The 18,290-nt window shown below is 74.5% G+C and carries 14 protein-coding genes; 6 read left to right on the forward strand and 8 right to left on the reverse strand.

Features of this window, described 5'->3' with window-relative positions:
* The first annotated feature begins 150 nt into the window (after nucleotides 1-150).
* Together ACSMX9_RS01720 and ACSMX9_RS01725 are read left to right on the forward strand one after the other, a co-directional pair.
* Entirely contained in the window at nucleotides 151-675 is a 525-nt protein-coding gene (locus ACSMX9_RS01720) for a hypothetical protein (RefSeq protein WP_445399371.1), read from the forward strand.
* 144 nt (nucleotides 676-819) lie between these two features.
* Complete coding sequence (locus tag ACSMX9_RS01725) at nucleotides 820-2,247, forward strand: flotillin family protein (RefSeq protein WP_351244812.1); 1,428 nt, start codon at nucleotides 820-822, stop codon at nucleotides 2,245-2,247.
* 122 nt (nucleotides 2,248-2,369) lie between these two features.
* Here ACSMX9_RS01725 and ACSMX9_RS01730 read toward each other — a convergent pair whose 3' ends face one another.
* Complete coding sequence (locus tag ACSMX9_RS01730) at nucleotides 2,370-3,020, reverse strand: hypothetical protein (protein WP_445399373.1); 651 nt, start codon at nucleotides 3,018-3,020, stop codon at nucleotides 2,370-2,372.
* A gap of 173 nt (nucleotides 3,021-3,193) precedes the next feature.
* On the opposite strand from ACSMX9_RS01730, the gene ACSMX9_RS01735 reads away from it, so the two are divergent.
* The 4 genes from ACSMX9_RS01735 (at nucleotide 3,194) to ACSMX9_RS01750 (ending at nucleotide 7,174) form a co-directional block, all read left to right on the forward strand.
* Nucleotides 3,194-4,387: a D-alanyl-D-alanine carboxypeptidase family protein gene (locus ACSMX9_RS01735; protein WP_445399375.1), complete on the forward strand. Its 1,194-nt coding sequence runs from the start codon at nucleotides 3,194-3,196 to the stop codon at nucleotides 4,385-4,387.
* Between the two features lie 217 nt (nucleotides 4,388-4,604).
* A complete protein-coding gene (locus ACSMX9_RS01740; protein WP_445399377.1) occupies nucleotides 4,605-5,129 on the forward strand; it encodes a DUF4232 domain-containing protein in 525 nt (174 codons plus the stop codon).
* A 101-nt stretch (nucleotides 5,130-5,230) separates the two neighbouring features.
* Nucleotides 5,231-5,548, forward strand: a complete 318-nt coding sequence (locus ACSMX9_RS01745) for a GNAT family N-acetyltransferase (protein WP_351244820.1) — start codon at nucleotides 5,231-5,233, stop codon at nucleotides 5,546-5,548.
* A gap of 21 nt (nucleotides 5,549-5,569) precedes the next feature.
* On the forward strand, nucleotides 5,570-7,174 hold the full coding sequence (locus ACSMX9_RS01750; RefSeq protein ID WP_445399379.1) for an MFS transporter: 1,605 nt from the start codon (nucleotides 5,570-5,572) through the stop codon (nucleotides 7,172-7,174).
* Between the two features lie 115 nt (nucleotides 7,175-7,289).
* On the opposite strand, the gene ACSMX9_RS01755 is transcribed toward ACSMX9_RS01750, so the two are convergent.
* From ACSMX9_RS01755 to ACSMX9_RS01785, 7 genes are all read right to left on the reverse strand, one after another.
* Nucleotides 7,290-8,060, reverse strand: a complete 771-nt coding sequence (locus ACSMX9_RS01755) for a chaplin (protein ID WP_445399381.1) — start codon at nucleotides 8,058-8,060, stop codon at nucleotides 7,290-7,292.
* Between the two features lie 260 nt (nucleotides 8,061-8,320).
* Complete coding sequence (locus ACSMX9_RS01760) at nucleotides 8,321-10,345, reverse strand: ATP-binding protein (protein WP_445399383.1); 2,025 nt, start codon at nucleotides 10,343-10,345, stop codon at nucleotides 8,321-8,323.
* 238 nt (nucleotides 10,346-10,583) lie between these two features.
* Nucleotides 10,584-11,801 (reverse strand): ABC transporter substrate-binding protein, encoded by a 1,218-nt coding sequence (locus tag ACSMX9_RS01765; protein ID WP_445399385.1) that lies wholly within the window; start codon nucleotides 11,799-11,801, stop codon nucleotides 10,584-10,586.
* A complete protein-coding gene (locus tag ACSMX9_RS01770) occupies nucleotides 11,798-12,730 on the reverse strand; it encodes a hypothetical protein (protein WP_351244830.1) in 933 nt (310 codons plus the stop codon). The genes ACSMX9_RS01765 and ACSMX9_RS01770 overlap by 4 nt, the downstream gene beginning before the upstream one ends.
* A complete protein-coding gene (locus ACSMX9_RS01775) occupies nucleotides 12,727-14,163 on the reverse strand; it encodes a VWA domain-containing protein (RefSeq protein ID WP_445399387.1) in 1,437 nt (478 codons plus the stop codon). Before ACSMX9_RS01775 ends, ACSMX9_RS01770 begins: the two co-directional genes overlap by 4 nt.
* 14 nt (nucleotides 14,164-14,177) lie before the next feature.
* Nucleotides 14,178-16,529: a tetratricopeptide repeat protein gene (locus ACSMX9_RS01780; RefSeq protein ID WP_445399389.1), complete on the reverse strand. Its 2,352-nt coding sequence runs from the start codon at nucleotides 16,527-16,529 to the stop codon at nucleotides 14,178-14,180.
* Nucleotides 16,530-16,576: 47 nt separating this feature from the next.
* On the reverse strand, nucleotides 16,577-18,262 hold the full coding sequence (locus ACSMX9_RS01785) for a trypsin-like peptidase domain-containing protein (RefSeq protein WP_445399391.1): 1,686 nt from the start codon (nucleotides 18,260-18,262) through the stop codon (nucleotides 16,577-16,579).
* Between the last annotated feature and the right edge of the window lie 28 nt (nucleotides 18,263-18,290).

Consider the following 18,290-nt stretch of genomic DNA (forward strand, 5'->3'; position numbering starts at 1 on the left):
GTTCGACCGGATCGGGCATCAAGAACGCGTAAAGATTGCCGGAATACGGAAATGAACAAGTCTGCACATCCGTGCGAGGATGGACACGGCCGCCCGGGGGAGCACGTACCAGGGGCGGCACGGGAATGACGGCAGGAGGGGGCCCGGGACATGCAGTGGTTTCTCGGTCTGGGCATCGCGGGCCTCGTGGTGCTGGCTGCCGCGCTGGTCTTCGACGGGTTCCTGGAAGGGCTCTCCGACGGCTTCGGCGGCCTGTTCGGCGCGTTCGACGGGCTGCTCTCCCTACCGGTGATCGCCGGGTTCGTGTCGATGCTCGGCTTCAGCGGGGCCATCGTCCTCGGCACCACCGGTCTGGGCGCCGTCCCGGCGACCGCCGTGGGCACGGTCGCCGGCGTCGGGGCGGGTTGGCTCACCGCGAGGTTCAGCCGCGCCCTGATGCAGGAGCACTCCCCGCCCGCGCCCCGGGGAGACGACCTGATCGGCAGCACCGGCAGCGTCGTCACCGCGATCCCCGTCGAGGGCTACGGCGAGGTCATGCTGCGGTTGGCGGGACAGCCCGCCAAGTTCGCGGCGCGCAGTTCGGTCCCGATCGCCCGGGGCGCCGAGGTGTGGGTCGAGTCGGCGCCCACCCCCACCTCGGTGGTCGTCCGGCCGGTCCACCTCGACCAGGGCTGATCCACCGGCCCTTCGCCCTCGGGCTGCCGGGTCCGTCCCCGGGACGGCCCTCGGGGCGAACCGTCGTCCCCACCGCCGTCGTCCCACTGATGTGGTTCCACTCGTCCAACACTGCCGTCCCCGGAGGGCAGGGGGGGTTCTTCCATGAGTCCAGTAGTCATCTCCGTCATCGGTGTCGTCGTCCTGCTGGTTCTGCTCGGCCTGGTGGTCATCACCCGCTACAAGGTCGCCGGGCCCAGCGAGGCGTTCATCGTCACCGGGCGCCGCGGCAAGAAGTCCACCGACCCCGACACGGGCCGGGTCTTCACCGACAACAGCGGCCAGAAGGTCGTGGTCGGTGGGGGCGTCTTCGTGGTGCCGTTCGTCCAGCAGAAGTCCACGCTCGACCTGTCCAGCCGGCACATCCCCATCTCGGTGCGCGGCGCGGTGACCCTGCGCGGGGTGAAGGCCAACCTCGAAGGGGTCGCGATCGTCAAGGTCGGCGGCACCGAGGACTCCATCCGCGCCGCCGCGCAGCGCTTCCTCCAGCAGCAGAACGGCATCGTCGGCTTCACCCAGGAGGTGCTGTCGGGCGCGCTCCGCTCGATCGTGGGCCGGATGTCCGTGGAGGACATCATCCGGGACCGGGCCGCGTTCGCCGGCCAGGTGGCCGAGGAGGCGGAGACGAGCCTCTCCGGCCAGGGCCTGGTGCTGGACGCCTTCCAGATCCAGGACATCACCACCGAAGGCTCCTACCTGGAGGACCTGGGCCGTCCCGAGGCCGCCCGGGCCAAGCAGGAGGCCGACATCGCCGAGGCAGTCGCCCGGCAGGCCGCCGAGCAGGCGCGACTCAAGGCGGAGGAGGAGATCGCCGTGGCGCAGCGGACCCTCTACCTGAAGCAGGCGGAGATCAAGGCGCAGACCGACGAGGCCGCGGCCCAGGCCAACGCCGCCGGCCCGCTCGCCGAGGCGGCACGGCGCCAGGAGGTCCTCGCCGAGCAGGAGAAGGTCGCCGCGCGCCAGGCCGCACTGACCGACCGCGAACTGGACACCAAGATCCGCAAGCCCGCGGACGCCGCCCGCTACCAGGCCGAACAGGAGGCGGAGGCCCGGCGGATCGCCCTCGTCAAGGAGGCCGAAGCCGCAGCCGAGCGGGCCCGGCTGACCGGTGAGGGCGAGAAGGCGCAGCGTGCGGCGCTGGCCGAGGCGGTACGGATCGAGGGCAAGGCGGAGGCCGACGCGATCCACGCGAAGGGCAGCGCCGAGGCGGAGGCCATGCACAAGAAGGCGGACGCCTTCGCCCAGTACGGGGAGGCGGCGGTCCTCCAGATGCTGGTCCAGGTGCTGCCGGAGGTCGTCGGCAAGGCGTCCGAGCCGCTGTCCGCGGTGGACAAGATGACGGTCATCTCCACGGACGGGGCCGGTCAGTTGTCGCGCACCGTGACCGACAACGTCGCCCAGGGGCTGGAACTGCTCAGCTCCACCACGGGGGTGGACCTCGGAGCGCTCCTCAAGGACGCGGCCCGACGGGCGGCGCCCGCCACGCCGCAGAACGGGGACGGAACCGAGGGGAGGATTCCGGTCACCGACTGATCGGGGCCGGACCGTCGGGGCCACACGGGGGTGGGCCCGGGCGGAGGCGGCGCCCCTCGGGGCGCCGCACGATCACGGGGCGGTCGCCGCGCGGAGCGCGGGGGCCGCCCCGTGCGTGGTGCTCACAGGCGCCAGCCCCGATGGGTGTTGACGGTCTTGGTGTTGTCCCAGCGGAAGTGGAGCTGCTCGGCGGAGGTGCCGTCCGGGAGCGCGAACACCACCCACCCCGTGACCTGTTCGCCCAACAGGAGCTCGCCTTCGGCGTCCAGGGCCTCCCCCACGGTCAGCTTCTCGACCTTGGTGAGGGCCTTGTGGGAACCACCCTCGGAGTCCTGGACGGTGAGGGACCTGGCCAGGATGCCCTCGTAGGTGTCCCACCCGGTGTTGGCGAGGGAGACCTTCACGGCCTCCCAGTGCTGTCCGGCGGCGGGTCCGGTGCCCCCGCCCTTGGCCGGCAGCGCCCCCACGACCACCGACTTGGGGGTGACGGTGAGCTGGTACTGCGGCTCCTCGTCCTCGCCCTCCGCGGATCCCGGGGCGTTGAACCGGCGCCCGTCGCCGAGGTAGGCGACGCCGAAGGTACCGGCCTGTTCGCTGACCCCCGCCAAGACCCGAGCGTCGGCACCCGAGAGGGGCCCGGGCGCGCCGGCGGCGGGGGAACGGGGGGCGGCCGGGGAGGCGGCGCCGTCCGTGGTTCCCGCGCTGCATCCCGTGCAGGCGAGAGCGATCAGAACGGTGGAGGCGCCCAACGCGCTGAGTGATCGGTACACCATCGCATCATGACCCACGCTCCCCATCCGGCGATCGCAGCGCGGCTCCCCCGTTCGGGTGACTCTTCCGATGGATCACACCGGTTCGCCCCGGCGTCCACCCCGCCGGCGGGACCGTACCGCTATCCGGATCAAGCCGATCTGCGCGGCGCGCCGTCCCTTCCTACGGTGACTGAATGGTCATCAGACGAATGGCGCGTGCCGCCCTGGCCCGTTCCGTGGCACTCGCCGTGGGGGCCGCCCTCCTGCTGCCGGTGTCTCCGGCCGTTGCCAGGTCCCGCGAGCCGGAGCCGCCCAAGCCCCGCCCCGTGCCCGACCGCACCCTGCTCGAACGGCCGGGCACCCAGGCCCATCCCGGCGGGCCGGGCACGCCCGCCCCGCCGACCGGGTTGTCCGCGCTGTCCTGGCTGGTCGCGGACGCGCACACCGGTGAGGTGCTGGCAGCGCACGACGCGCACCGCAAGCTGCCGCCCGCCTCCACCCTCAAGGCGCTGTTCGCCGTGACGGTCCTCCCCCGCGTCGCCGCGGGCACCGGCCACACGGTCACCGACGGGGAGTTGGCCGACATCGGGTCGGGGAGTTCGCTGGTGGGCGTGGAGCCGGGGTACCGGTACCGGGTCGAGGACCTGTGGCGCGGGGTGTTCCTCAGCTCCGGCAACGACGCCGTGCGGGCCCTGGCCTCGATGAACGGCGGCGTCGAGGAGACGGTGCGGCAGATGCAGGACAAGGCCCGTTCCCTGGGCGCCCTGGACACCACGGTGGTGTCGCCGGACGGTTACGACGCCGAGGGCCAGGTGTCCTCCGCCTACGACCTCGCCGTCATCGGGCGCGAGGGGCTCACCCACCCCGACTTCGTCCGGTACGGCTCCACCAAGCTCGCGGACTTCCCCGGCGGACGGGTGACCTTCCCCATCCAGAACACCAACCGGCTGCTCACCGGCGAGGACGGGGTGGCCGCCTACCGGGGGCTGATCGGGGTGAAGAACGGCTACACCAGCAATGCCGGCTACACGTTGATCGCAGCGGCGGAACGCGAGGGGCGGACCGTCATCGCCACGGTGATGAACCCCCAGGACGGGGGCCACGCCGTGTACGAGGAGGCACGGGCCCTGCTCGACTGGGGGTTCGCCGCCGTCGGCCGGGTGCGGCCGGTGGGTTCCCTGCTCGCCCCGCCACCGCGTCCGGCCCCGGCCGCGGCCACCCTGCCCGCGGTGGCCACGCCCCGCCCGCTGGCCGTGTCGGTGGCGCAGCGGGAGGAGTCCACCGACCCCGGCTGGTCGACCGGTTCGCTGCTCGGCGGCGGGGCGTTGCTGCTGTTGGTGGGGGCGGCCGTCGTCCACGGGCGGCGGCGCGGCGCGGCGCGCGGGTGACCGGGACCCGTCGGACGCCAACTCCCCCACGGCGCCCGGCGGGAGGCGGCGCGGGGTGCGGTCGGGGCGCAACCGTTTCGGTGCCCCGCTCGTCTCCCCACACATCGAAGGGGACCGGCCGCCCGGACCGGGGCGCTCGGACGACGGATCGAACGTTCCGCGCCGTACGGCGGCTCCCCCTCCCGACGCACCGCACGACGAACAGGGGAACCAGAAGATGCGTACCCGCTCCCTCCTCGCGGCCTCGGCCGTCGCCGCCTCCCTCGCCTTCGCCCTGCCCCCGGCGCTCGCCGCCGCGGCCCCGCAGCAGGCCCAGGCGGCTCCCGCCTGTCGTGAGGCCAAGGTGAAGCTGAAGGTCGCCAAGACCGACAAGCCCCACGTCTTCCGCCTCACCGTCCGCAACGACGACGTCCGCGCCTGCCGCATCGACCGCGTTCCGACGATCACCTTCGGGAACCTGGACGGTGCCGCGCAGCCGGTGTCGTCCGCGACCAGCCGGACCTACACCCTGGCGGCGGGGGCGACGGCGCACGCGAAGGTCCGCACCATCAAGCGGCCGGCCGATCCGCTCGCCCGGACCGTGCGGACCGTGCACGTCATCACGGAGCAGCGGCACCGGGGCACGTCCTTCACCGCCCGGACGGTGAGCGGCACCAACCGCGTCACGGTGTACGACCCCGTGACCACTTGGTGGCACGGGACCCAGGGCGGGGCGGACCGCCAGTTGAACCGGGCCCGCTGACCCGGCCCGGTGCACCGACCCGTCCCGGACGTCCGGCTCGCGCCGCGGGCCCGGACGGGTCACCCTGGTTCCACCGCGGAATCCGAGGAGAGGGCCACCCGATGAGCGAGTCAGCCGAGACGGTCACCGTCGTCGACGCACCGGAGCGGCAGCGGTACGAGGCCCGGGTCGGTGAGGTGCTCGCGGGTTTCGCGCAGTACATCCGCACCGCGGAACTGGTCGCCTTCGTCCACACCGAGGTCGACCCCGGGTTCGAGGGGCGCGGCATCGGCGGGGCGCTGGTGCGCGCTTCGCTGGACGCCGCTCGGGCGACGGGGACCTCGGTGCTCGCGGTGTGTCCGTTCTACTCCGGCTGGATCGCCCGGCACCCCGAGTACCGGGATCTGCTGTACGCCGGCCGGAGCCGGGTCAGCGACTGACCGCCCGCCGGAGCGCGAGGCATGGGTGCGGAGGCGGAACCGGGTCCCGAGCCGGACGTCCGGGCCGGCGGTCGGGGCGCGTCGGCGGGCGGTTCCGGGGCCGTCGAACCGCCGGCGGAGGGCCCGGGCGTCCGGTTGTCCTCGGCCCGCGGGCGCTGGGTGCTGGCGTGCGTGGTCCTCGCCTCCGGGATGGCGATGCTGGACGGGACCGTGGTCACGGTGGCCCTGCCCCGGATGGGCCGCGACCTGAACGCCTCCCTGTCCGGGCTGCAATGGGTGGTCAACGCCTACATGCTGACGCTGTCGACCCTGCTCCTGTGGGGCGGCGCGCTCGGTGACCGGATCGGCCGCAAGCGGACGCTGGTCATCGGGGTGGTGTGGTTCGCGGTGGCCTCGGTGCTGTGCGGCATCGCCCCCGACGACGCCACCCTGATCGCCGCCCGGGCCCTCCAGGGGGTGGGCGGGGCCCTCCTCACCCCCGGGTCGTTGGCGCTGGTCCGCTCGACGTACCACCCGGACGACCAGTCCCGTGCCGTGGGCGCCTGGTCGGGACTGACCGGGGTGGCGGGGGCGCTCGGGCCCTTCCTGGGGGGCTGGTTGATCGACGGCCCGGGCTGGCGGTGGATCTTCCTGATCAACGTGCCGCTGGCCGTCGTGGTCATCGCGCTCGCCCTGTGGCAGGTTCCGGAGAGCCGTGACCCGGGTGCCGCGGGGGAACGCTTCGACCTGCTGGGGGCGGGTCTCGGCGCGCTGTGCCTGGCCGGTGTCAGCTACGCCCTCATCGACGCCTCCGGGGGGACGTCCCCGGCGGTCGTGGCCCTGTCCGCCGCGGGCGGGGTCCTCGCGGGAGTGGTGTTCGTCCTGGTGGAGCGGGTCAGGGCGGCGCCGATGCTGCCGTTGTCGATCTTCCGGTCGCGGCTGTTCACCGCCACCAACGTCATGACCCTGTGCCTGTACGCGGCGATCGGCGGCATCCTGTTCCTGTTGCCGGTGCAGTTGCAGACCGCGCTCGGTTGGAACGCCCTGGAGGCGGGGACCGCGACGCTGCCCATCACGGTGCTGATGCTGCTGCTCTCGGCCCGGGCGGGGGAACTGACCCGGCGGGTGGGACCCACCCTGCCCCTGGTGACCGGCCCGCTGGTGGCGGCGGCCGGAGTGCTGTTGATGCTGCGGGTGCGCCCGGGTTCGTCGTACCTCGCGGACGTGTTCCCGGCCGTGGTGGTGCTGGGCGTGGGCATGAGCCTGTTCGTCGCGCCGCTGACGGCGACGGTGCTGGCCTCCGTCGAGGCGGCGCGGGCGGGGCTGGCCAGCGGGGTCAACAACACCGCCGCGCGGATCGCGCAGTTCCTGGTGGTGGCGGCCCTACCGCTCGCGGTGGGCCTCTCCGGGGACGCCTACACCTCGGCGAACGCCGTGAACACCTCGTTCCACCGCGCGGTCCTCCTTTGTGCGGGGCTCTTCCTGCTCGGCTCCCTCACCGCTCTGCTCCTGATCCCGCCGAGGACGGTGGAGCCCCGGTTGCGGGACGCCCCCGAGCCGCAGTGCCGCTCCCACATGGCCGCCAACTGCCCTCCCCTGGAGCCCGGCCCGCGCACCCCGGCCCCGCCCTCGGCCGGGGACGGCTGACGGCCGGCCGGACGACGGCCACGGGCCCCGCCGCGGAGGAAGGCCGCGGCGGGGCCCGTGACTCGGGGAGGGGCGGATCAAGGAGGGGATCCACCCGCCGCCCGGGCGGGTCGGCTCAGCTCTCGCGCTGCCGGCGGAACCGCCGGTGCAGCAGCGTTCCGCCGAGGAGGGCCAGGGCGGCGGGCGCGGCGAGGGCCAGCGGGTCGGCACCGGTCTGGGCGAGCGAGGCCCGCTCCTCGGCCTGCTGCGCCGGTTCGGCCGGCTTCTGCTCCCGTTCCTCGGGGATCTCGACCGGCGGCTTGGCCTCCGTGTGCGGTGCGTGCTTCACCGGCTCCTCGACCGGGGGCTTCTCGGGCTTCGGGGTCACCGGCCGCTCGGGGCGCACCGGGGGCTGCGGAGGCTGCGGCGCGGGGACGTTCTCCGCGTGGTTGCCGAAGACCGGGTTGCCGATGCCGACCACGTCGACCGTGTTGCCGCTCACGTTGACCGGGAGGTCCACCGGCAACTGGACGCCGTTGCCGGAGACCACTCCGGGAGAACCCACGGCGGCGCCCTCCGCCGTGGCTCCGCCTCCGTTCGAGGTGCTGGTGCCGGCCTCGTTCCCGCCGGGCGCCTGCTCCCCGTAGCCCGTGGACGCCGGGCCCGAACCCTGGTTGGCGCAGGTGTTGCCCGCCGCCGGGTTGAGGAGTCCGACGACGTTCACGGTGTTCCCGCACGCGTTGACGGGGACGTGTACCGGGAGCTGGATCGTGTTCCCGGAGACCGCACCGGGGGAGCCGACCGCCGCACCGTCAGCCGTCGCATCCGCGAACGCCGGCGCTGCCCCCACGACAGCGCTTCCGGCGACAGCTGCGGCGATCAAGCCATTCCGGGCAACCCGCTTCATAGGTTCCCTGCCTTCCAGATCGTCTGCGGGCACTCACCCGCATGGGAAGAAACGCAGGAGAATCGGCTGGAGTTATGGTCAAACCGATTTTCACCCTCATGGGCTAACGTCCGGTCGAACTGTCCCGGCTCGCTCGGGTGAGCGACCGCCGTTCCCGAGTGCACACGGCACGGAGGGGCACCGCAGAACGCCGAAACCGGGGGAACGGCACGGCACCGCACGTCCGTTCCCCCGTGAGCGCGCCCGGCCGGGCGGTGGCCTCAGCCCGCGCCGCGGACGACGCGGGCCAGGGCCATCGAGGCGTCCTCCTCGATGCCGGAGCGGAACTCGCGCTCGTAGCTCGCGTCGCCCAGCGCGGCGCGGGCCGCGCGCTCGCACTCCTCGCGGATGGGGCCCAGCTCCGGGGTGCCGCGCTGGGCGTGGCCGACGGCCCGCCAGAACGCCAGACCGGTGCCCGCGAGGCGGGCGGCCGGGCCGTTCTCCCCGCCCGCGGCTAGGGCGGCGGCGAGCAGGTCGAGCCCGAGGGCGATGCCGAAGCTGTCGCCGAGCCGTCGTTTGCCGTCGAGCATCGCCCGGGCGTACTCCGCGGCCTCCCCGGGACGGTCCTGGAAGAGGGCGATCAACGACAGTTGGTAGTAGGTGTAGTTGCGGGCCCAGTACTCCCCGCGGGCCACGCACCCCCGGCGCAGGCGCTCGGCCTCCCGCGCCGACCGGTCCAGCTTCCCCGCCCCGGTCAGGGCGAAGATCCGCACCAGGTGGCAGCGGAGCACCGAAGCGGAGGCGAACGGTCCGTCCGGGGCGGTCGCCAGGGCCCGGTCCGCCACCTGCTCCGCGGCGGCAGGTTCGCCGGAGAGCAGGTGCGTGATGCCCAACAGGTAGGCGGCGGAGCGCCGGCCCTCCAGGTCGTCGTCCCGTTCCGCCTCCGCGGCGCACCGCTCCCCCAGCAGTTGCGCCTTCGCGTGCTCGCCCTGGAGCAGGGCGCAGCAGCCGAGGGCCCACTGGGCCCTGGTCCGGGTGGGACCGGGCACGAGGTACTGGGCGAGGACGGACTCCAGGTAGCCGCGGGCCTCGTGGAGGTGGCCGCAGCAGGCCCAGAAGAAGCCGACGCGGGAGGCCATCTCGGTGGCCGCGTGCGGATCGTTGGCCAGCAGGTGGTCGAGGGCGGCGCACACGTCCGGGTGGGCGGCGGCCAGTCTGCGGTACCAGCCGGCCTGGCCCGGGCCCAGCCACCCGTCGTCGGCGCGGCGCACCAGGTTGAGGAAGGCGCGGGCGTGCCGGTCCTCGGCGGCCTTCTCCTCGCCCAGTTCGGCCAGCCACATCCGCCCGTACTCGCGGACGGTGTCCAGCATCCGGAAGCCACTGCCCCGCCGGGACACCACCGACTTGGCGACCAGGCCGGCGAGGGCGGGGGCCACCGCCTCGGCGTCCAGGGGGCCGCCGGCGCACACGGCGCGGGCGGCGGACTCGTCGAAGGTCCCGCGCAGCACCGACAGCCGGGCCCACAGCAGCCGTTCCAGCGGGGCGCACAGTTCGTGGCTCCAGCCGATGGCGGTCCGCAGGGACTGGTGGCGCGCCGGGCGCACGGGCTCCTCGGTGCCCAGCACGGAGAGCGCGGTGTGCAGGCGCTCGGCCACCTCGCCGACGCTGCCCTCGCGCAGTTGGGCGCCAGCCAGTTCCAGGGCCAGGGGGATGCCGTCGAGGCGTCGACAGATCGCGGCGACCGCCTCGGCCTCCCCGGGCCCGTCCAGCCGGATGCCCGGGACGGCGGCCCGCGCCCGCTCCACGAACAGGGTGAGCGCGTCGCCGTCGCGGGGCAGCGGACCCACCTCGAAGCGCAGTTCGCCCGGGATGCCGATGGGCTGACGACTGGTCGCCAGCACCGTGATGCCGGGGCAGGCCGTGAGGAGGTCGCCCACCAGGTCCCGACAGGCGTCGACCAGGTGTTCGCAGGAGTCGAGGACGAGCAGCATCCGCTTGTCGGCCAGCCAGGCGCACAGCGCGTCGGCGGGCATCCGCGGCGTGTGGTCCGCGAGCCCGGAGGCGTCGGAGACGGTGGCCGCGAGCAGGCGCTCGTCCTGGAGGGGGGAGAGGTCCGCCCAGGCCACCGCCTCGGGAGGGCCGAGGACTCCGGTGGTCACGGCGTGCAGGGCAAGCCGGGACTTGCCGACGCCGCCGGGGCCGGTCAGGGTCACGATCCGGTGCCCCGCGAACGCATCGACCAATCGGGCCAGTTCGGACGTACGTCCGACGAAGCTCGTGGACTCATCAGGAGTGCTTCCCACCACGGGGAACAGTGTGGACCAGCTCACACGGCCGTGCACCGCCCAGCCACGAAAGCAGCCGGAAACGGTCATGGCGTGCGCAGAGTTGACTGATACCCGCCCTGGCCAGGAACGTGCGCGCCGATCGGGGCGGGCAGGAAAGTGACCGGTTACGCACGGTCGCGTCGAGGTCACCATCGGGCACGGTGGGGCGCTCGGGTCCCAGGGGCCCCGTGGGTGGCGAACGCCCGGGTCGCCGCGGTCAGTCGTGGCTGCACACCGGCAGATCGTGCCCGCCGCCCAGCTGCTGGAGCCTTTGCAGTCGCCCCAGTTGGACGTCGAGCTCCGCGGGGTCGACGAGGTGACGCAGGACCGCCAGGTGGAAGGCGTCCCGCAGGGCGCGGGACATCGTGTCGGAGGCGTCCCAGCAGCGGGGCTGGCCCGGTGCGCCGCGCAGGATGCCCGCGATCCTCCGTCGGGTGGCGTCGCGGTCGCCCTCCGGCGCTGCCTCCTCGTTCGCCCGGTGCTCGGGCAGCGCGGTGTCGGGGTCGGCGAGGTAGCGGATCAGCTGCCGGCCCTCCTCGGTCGGGTTCACCAGGGCGGCGAGGTCGCCGGAGACGCTCCACGCCCTGGTGCGGGGGCCGGCCCCGCCGAGCACCTCGGAGAAGTGGACGAAGTCACCGCCCTTGCGTCGCCAGTGGTCGGTGCGGAAGGCCCCCTGGTGCTCCGGGTTCCCGGCCGGGCACTCCTTCCCGAACGCGGTCGTCAGCGCCGGCCGGACGTGCTCCTCCCCGGCACCGACCAGTTCGCCCCAGGTCGTCCACGCCCTTCGCACGGCGGGATCGGTCCAGGCCAGTTCCCCCCTCGCCCACTTCTCGTAGGTGCGGGGGCCGGCCTGGTGCAGCAGGACGTCCTCGACCCAGTCGGTGCCGGGCCAACCGGAGGTCGCGCCGGACTCCATGCCCAGGCACCACCGTTCGCGGTCGCCCGCCGCCCCCGCGGCGGGCCGCTCGCCCGCGTACCACACCATGCTCTTCAGGCCGATCTTGACCGGTAGCCAGAAGGCGTGGCGGCCCGGGCGGCCCGGCACGCTCACCTCGGGCACCCAGATGTCGTCGTAGTGTCCGGCGTCGAACAAGTCGTCCACCGGGTGGAGCCTGCCGTCCAGGGCGTAGCTCAGCAGTTCGCCCGGCCCGGGCAGGATCACCACGTCCGGCGGGTTGCCGGCCGCCATGTCGGCGGCGAGGACCTGACTCAACGCGGAACTGCCCTGGTAGACGACGTCGATCCGGTGGGTCCTCTCGAACGGTTCGACGACGTGCTCCTCGAACTGCTCGCGCTCCTCACCGCTCCAACCGGCGAGCAGCGTCACCGACCCCCGCCAGCCGACCGCCCCGCGCACCTCGGCGACCACGGCCGGGCCCAGCAGGGCGAGACAGGCGCACAGGATGCCGAGCGTGCGCGGGCGGGGTCTTCTCATCGGGGCCCCTTCCACCGGTACTCGGCGATCCGCGGCCAGAGCGCCCACACCGCGAGCGCCACCACCGCGCCCCCGGCGAACAACACCCCGGCGGAGAGCGACTGCCAGCGGTCCGCCCCCGCCAGGAGGTCCTGCACCCGGTCGGCGGCGAGCGGCACCCCGTCCGGGCGCCCCGCGGGGACCCGGATCTCCTCCAGTGCCGCGGCCGTCGCCCGCTGCGCGGACAGGGTGATCCAGCCGAGCGCCGGGACGCCGAGGGCGCACAGGGCCGTGGCGACGAGCAGTTGCGGCTGCACGGCGCGCCGGAAGCGGCGGCGGTGGAACCGCTGGGTGCGCAGGAGCACGAGGAGCAGTGCGCAGTACAGCACCGCGACGGCGCCCCAGCCGAGCCGCAGCGGCCGGGTGAACGCGGCCTGGCGCTCCGCCTCGTCGAGTTGTCCCTGGCGCAGGGCCGCGAGACGGCTCATCACGTCCCCGCCCGCGGGGACGGGGCGGGAGCCGAGCACCTGTTCCGCGTAGTGCAGGTACGCGGTGCCCAGTGCCCCGTGCTCCTCCTTGCCCCACCGCTCCACCCAGTGGGAGTAGACGGAGATCAGGCCCGTGACCGTCTGGAGGTCGTGCCGGCCCGCCACGCCGAGCACGTTCTTCGAGGCAGCCACCGCCAGGCTCTGGTGGGCGACGGAGACCTGGGTGTGGAACTCGGAGCTCAGGTCGCCCCGCGGCCCGCCGTCGCGGATCGCCCGGTGCGCCGCGCGGAGCGCGTGGTGCGCGGTGTCGACGGCGAGCACACCGGGCGCGCTCGACGAGGCGAGCGGCACCGTGTCGTCGTGGACCCCCCGGTAGGCGAAGAGGAGGACCAAGGTGGTGATGACGCCGAGCGCCAGCAACAGCCGCAGTCCGCGGACGAGTTCCCGGCCGGTGGTGCTCATGGTCGTTGCTCCGGGAAGCGATGGCCGCACGAGGGGCAGAACCGCGCGGTGGCCGGTGCCGGGCGGGCACAGTCGGCGCAGGTCGTACGGGCCGCGGTGGTGAGCTGCGGGACGGCGGTGGCCCCGGCGGAGGGAGGTCCGAAGGTGCTGCGGCTGCTCGCGGTGATCAGGTGCTCGAAGTCGGGGGTCGTCACCCCGGGGCGCAACCGGACCGGCCCTGCCGGGGCGCCCGGGTCCACCAGTTCGGACAGCCTCCGCAGGAGGGTGCGGGCGCCCATGGCCTCGGCGATCTGGACCGCGCGGCCGAGATACTCGGCCGCCCGGTCCGGCTGCCCGCGGCGGTGTGCGTCGGTCGCGGCGGCGACCGCCTCGCCGAGCTGCTGGTGCTGCTCGAAGTGGACCACGTGGGCGTCGGTGTGCGCGGAGAGCGAGGCGTCCTCGGTCCAGTGCACCTCGCAGGGCTGCGGCTGCGGCAGGAGCAGCCCGGTGACGTCGGGCGCGTCGAGGGCGACCACGGCGAGTTGGAGGTCCTCGTGTCGGGGCCGGCCCGCGGGGTCGACGTCCAGGCACAGCTGGTAGCGGCGGGTCTCGTCGCCCCAGGCTCGGGTCACGAACCGGTGGGCCCCGCCCTCGGGGTGCAGCCACGCCTCGGTGGGGTGGACCTGTTTGAGGTACCGCACGACGGTCCCGGTCATCGGGGTCACCAGGACGTCCAGCCGGGGCACGGTCTTGGCGAGCAGACGGTCCATCAGCTCCTCGTACGCCGCCGGCAGGGACGCCTCCTCGCGGACGGCGGAGGCACTGCCGTGCAGCCGGCTGGTGATGCGCAGCAGTTCCCGCCCGTCCCAGCCGTCGCCGATGCCCCAGGCATCGCAGACGAACCGCCCCGCGCAGCCCTCCAGTACCTCGGCCAGCGGCATCCGGTCGCCGTCCTGGTTCTTGCCGTCGGTGAGCAGCAGGACGTGGCCGATGGGCGCGTCCTGCTCGGCCAGGAGCCGACGGGACAGGTCCAGCCAGGCACCGATGCAGGTGGTGCCGCCGGCGACCAGTCGGCGCACCGCGCGTTCCGCGGCCCTGCGGCTGTGGTCGTCGGCGCGGGCCGTGCCCCCGGTGTCCGGGTAGACCACGGTGGCGTCCCCGTCGCCCCGGACCACCGCGAAGGGGGTGCCGTCGGGAAGCTTCCTGATCGCCGCCGCGGTCGCCCGTTGGGCGGCGTGCATCTTCTCCTGCGACATCGAACCGGAGCAGTCCACGACCAGCACCTGGGCCAGCAGCGGGGTGCGCCGATCGCCCCCGGTCCCGGTTACCTGGACGCTGAGGATGACGTGCATCCGGGGGTGGGGCTCGGTCGCGGACAGGTACTTCCACTGGTTGACCGCCAACCGCACGGAGGGTCGCTCGGTCGCCGGGGGCGCTCCGGGGTCCACTGGCACCACACTCCTCGTCCTCACGGGTCGTCGTGTTCCTCCGGGCCCGCACGGGTCCCCCGGTCCGCCCGGGCCGGGGCCGTCCCGTCGCGCCCGCGCGCAGCGCGTCGTCGGCGGCGCGGGCCCCAGGGTTCGGGGAGCACCGCGTAGGCACGGTCCAGCAGGGCACCGCGCTCGGCCGCGCTGCCCGCCTGGTCGGCCAGTTCCCGCAACGAGCGGAACAGTCCGGCGGCCAGGGCGGCCGGGGTGTCCTCGGGCCCGAACCGGTCGCCCGCGGGGAAGTCGGCGCCCCATCCGGCGGGAGGGCGGGCGGCGAGGGCCTGCTCCCGCAGTTCGGTGACGAGCCGCCGGCGCGTTCCCTCCGCCAGGGCCAGCCCCGCCAGCCTCCGGTCGGCCTCCGTCAGCTCGGCGGCACCGGGCCCGGACCCGTCCGGCAGCCGGCCGACCAGCAGCCGGACCGTCGCCAGGCGCGCGGCGTCGTAATGGCGTGCGGTCATCGGCACCTCGTCGAGGACGGCGCGGGCGCGGCTCCGCTCGCCCCGGCGCAGATGGATGCGGGCCAGGCCGAAGACCGCGCTGCCCTGGGCCGGGTCCCGTCGGCGGACCGCCTCGTAGTACTCGGCGGCGGTGACGACCCGCTGTCCCGGGCCGCCCGGTCCGGTGCCCGGGGTGCCGGTGTCCTCCTGGAACTCCGCGCAGTACCCGAGGGCCAACTTGGGCGCCCACTCGCCCGGAAGCGCATGGTAGACGGCGGTGAACTCGCCTTCGGCGGCCCGGACTTCGCCGCGCGTCAGATGGACGAGTCCGCGGTGCCAGAAGATCCGCCAGTCGTAGTCGCGGCTGCGCTCCCGGGCCGTGCGCACCCACCAGGCGGCCTGATCCGTCCGTTCGACGCTCAGATAGGCGCGGCAGAGCCACAGCGCCGCTTCCGCGGTGGCCAGCCGCGGGTCGCTCCGGGCCCGGTCCACGATCCGGTCCGGCGTATCGGCGGCGAGGCCGTCGAGCAGGGCGGCGGCCTCGTCCGCGGGGTCGGGCAGGGGTACGGGCAGCGCCGCTGCCGCCCGGCGGGGTTCCGGTGCCGCGACGGGCAGTTCGGGGAGTCGGGACGGGGGGCGGCGGGTCCAGTGGCCCAGCTCCGGTGCGGTGCCGAGGTCGGCGCCCAGGAGCACCGCGCTCGGCTCGAACCGGGTCGACCTCTCCGGGTACGGTTCGTGGCCGCTCAGCGCCAGGTGCTCGCGCAGCACCTCCCACAGTTGCCGGGACATCTCGGCGGCCGAACCGAAGCGGGCCCCCGGGTCCGGGTGGGTGGCCCGACGGATCAGCACGTCGAAGGAGCGGGCGGCGAGGCCGACGGGCGGGGTGGCGCGCGCGGCGAGGGAGCTGAGGGTCCTGGCCACGGTGAAGAGGTCGCTGTCGACGTGGAAACCGCGCTCGTCCAGCTCCTTGCGGTCGGGCGGGTAGCCGTGCGTGTACGTCAGGGTGGAGGTGCGGTCCCCGAGCCGGCGGACGGCCCCGAGGTCGATGACCTTGATCCGCCGTCCGTAGTGGATGACGTTCTCGGGCTTCATGTCGCAGTACAGCAGGCCCTGGTCGTGGAGGTACTCCAGGGCCCCGATGATCATGCAGCCGTAGGTGACGAGGTGCCCGAACTCCAGGGGCCCGCCGAGCACCCGGGCCACCTCCCCGGCCGAGGCGTCCCTGAGCCAGGCGAGCGACCGCCCGCCGACGTACTCCATCACGATGTAGCCGGTGTCCTCGCGGTCCCCGGGTCCCCGGTGCCACACGTGGGTGATGATGCGGACGATGTCGGGGTGGTGCAGCGTGGTGAGGGAACGGCGCTCCTCGACGGCGGCCCGGCGGGCAGCCGCGTCGCCGTTGTTGATCAGTCCCTTCAGCACCACGTGGAGACCCGGCACCCGGGTGTCCCCGGCCAGGTAGATCCAGCCGTGGCCGCCCACCGCGAGGTACCCGAGCACCTCGTAGTGGCCGCCGACCAGGTCGCCCGGCCGCAGCTTCGGCCGGAACGAGTACTCCGTACCGCACTGCGGGCAGAATCCGCGGTCCGGAGCCGGGTCCTGGTCGTAGGAGACCCCGATGGTGCCGACGCAGTTGTCCACGCCGCACCGCCGGCCACCGGTGTGCCGCCGGGCGGTGGTGTCGGCCGCCTCCGACACGCCGGGCGGGTCCAACCGGGGCAGCACCGGCAGGCCGTCGCGGTCCAGGGCGCCGCCGGCCGGAGCCGGGGCGGCCCGCGAGGGCTGCGGGTGGCGCGGGGGCTGCCGGGGTCGCCGGGGAGCCGGGGCTTCAGGGACGCCCCGCCCTCGGGGAGCGGCGGGTCGGCGGTGGCAGGTGTCGCAGAACCCGGTCACCATCAGGTGCCCGCCGCGGCACCCGGATCTGGCGCAGGGCGCGCCGCCGTTCACCGGGGCGCCCCGCCCCGGTCCCGGGCGGACGCGTCGGTGCCGTCCACCCGGTGCGTGTAGGCGGCGACGGCGGCCTCGGCCTCCCGGACGTCGCAGGGCCTGGTCTGGAGCAGGGCGTGCGCCCGCAGGTAGAGGGCATCCACCGCGGGGTCCTCCACGCCCTGGGCAGCGTGCTGGTGCAGCACGCGGTAGCCGCGGAGGCGTCCTCCGAGTTCGTCGCAGCGTTCCCGGAGCAGGTCGAGGCGTTCGGCGTGCGCGCTCAGCCCGGCGGCGGCCCGTTCGGCCAGCCGCTCGTAGCGGGCCAGGTCCGGGAGCCGGGCCGGGTCGTCCGGGGTCCGGGTGAGGTCGGCGAGGGCCGCGTGGGCGGCCACCAGGTAGGCGTCGACCGACCGGAGGCCGTGGGGCAGCACCTCGGCCCGCCGCTGGTGCAGGGCGCGGGCGAGCGGGCCGGTGACCTCCTCCAGCCGCTCGACGAGTCGTGCCCGGCGCTCCCGCGCGGGCCGGACGACCAGTTCCTCCCGGGCTCGGAGGTACGCGACGCCGGCCGTGCGGAAGACCAGCAGCAACCGGCTGCCGCCGGCGCGCAGCACCTCCAGCAGGTCGAGGAGGTCCGACGGGTCCACCGCCTCGTCCACGCCGACGACCACGAGGTCCAGGGTGCTGCGGGCGGCCCGCAGCGCCGCGCTGACGGAGCCCTCCGGGCACGGGGGCAGTCCCAGGCGGCCGGCGATCCGTCCGGCGATCTCGGCGCACTCCAGTCCGGCGGCGTCCACCGCCAGGTCGTAGCCGCCGATCGAGGGGACAGTGGCGGGCGGTCCCCAGGAGGAACGGGGCGCGGATGCGGCGGCCGGGCGCTCCCGGTCAGCGAGGGAGACCGCACGGCGCAGGGTGGCGGCCCGGGCCCGGTCGTCGGGGCCGACCACGCTGATCTTCACCTGTCGCCCGTCGTCGCGCAGCCACTCGGCGAGGCGTTGGGCGAACGGCTCGTCCAGCAGGTCCGCCGAGACGTCGTCGCCGGTGGATCTGAGCCGGTCGTCGACCGCGGTCGGGCCCACCGTGAACGCCTGGACCTGGGGCAGGTGCCTGACGATGGTCTCGGCCGGGGCCATGAAGCAGTGCCCGTCCGGGTGGCGGGTCAGCACCATGCCGAAGACCTCACCGGTCGTGCCGTCCGCGACCCCGGCGCCGCTGAATCCGGGGCCGGCCACCTCGCCGGGGACGGTCGGGGCGAGTTGGACCTGCCCGTCGCGGCCGCAGCCGCCGACGGCCAGGGCCCGGAACCAGATGCCGCCGTTGTGTCCGCGGGGGAAGCCGTACATCCGCACCTCGCGGCGGGAGGAGAGCCGGTGCAGCCGCACCGCGTCCGCCGCCGGTCTGGGCCGTTCCAACTCCAGCAACGCCAGGTCGCCACCGGGATCGCCGTCGAGGTCCCGGTCCTCCTGCACGTAGGCGCCCTCGTCCACCCGCGCCGGGACCGAGGGAACGTCGGGCGCCGCCGCGCCGACGAACTCGGCGGTGATCGGCCCGTTCGCCGAATCCACCACGTGAGCGCAGGTCAGGACCCGGTCCGGGCTCAGCAGAATGCCGGTCCCCACGATGTCGCCGTTCGCCCTCCGGAGCCGAACCGCCCACCTGGGCGTCTCCATCAACGAGGCGGCCCGGACTCCCCCGCCAGCAGCCATATCGACACTATACGGGCGCCTCCCACTG

The sequence above is a fragment of the Streptomyces sp. LE64 genome (assembly GCF_052606915.1).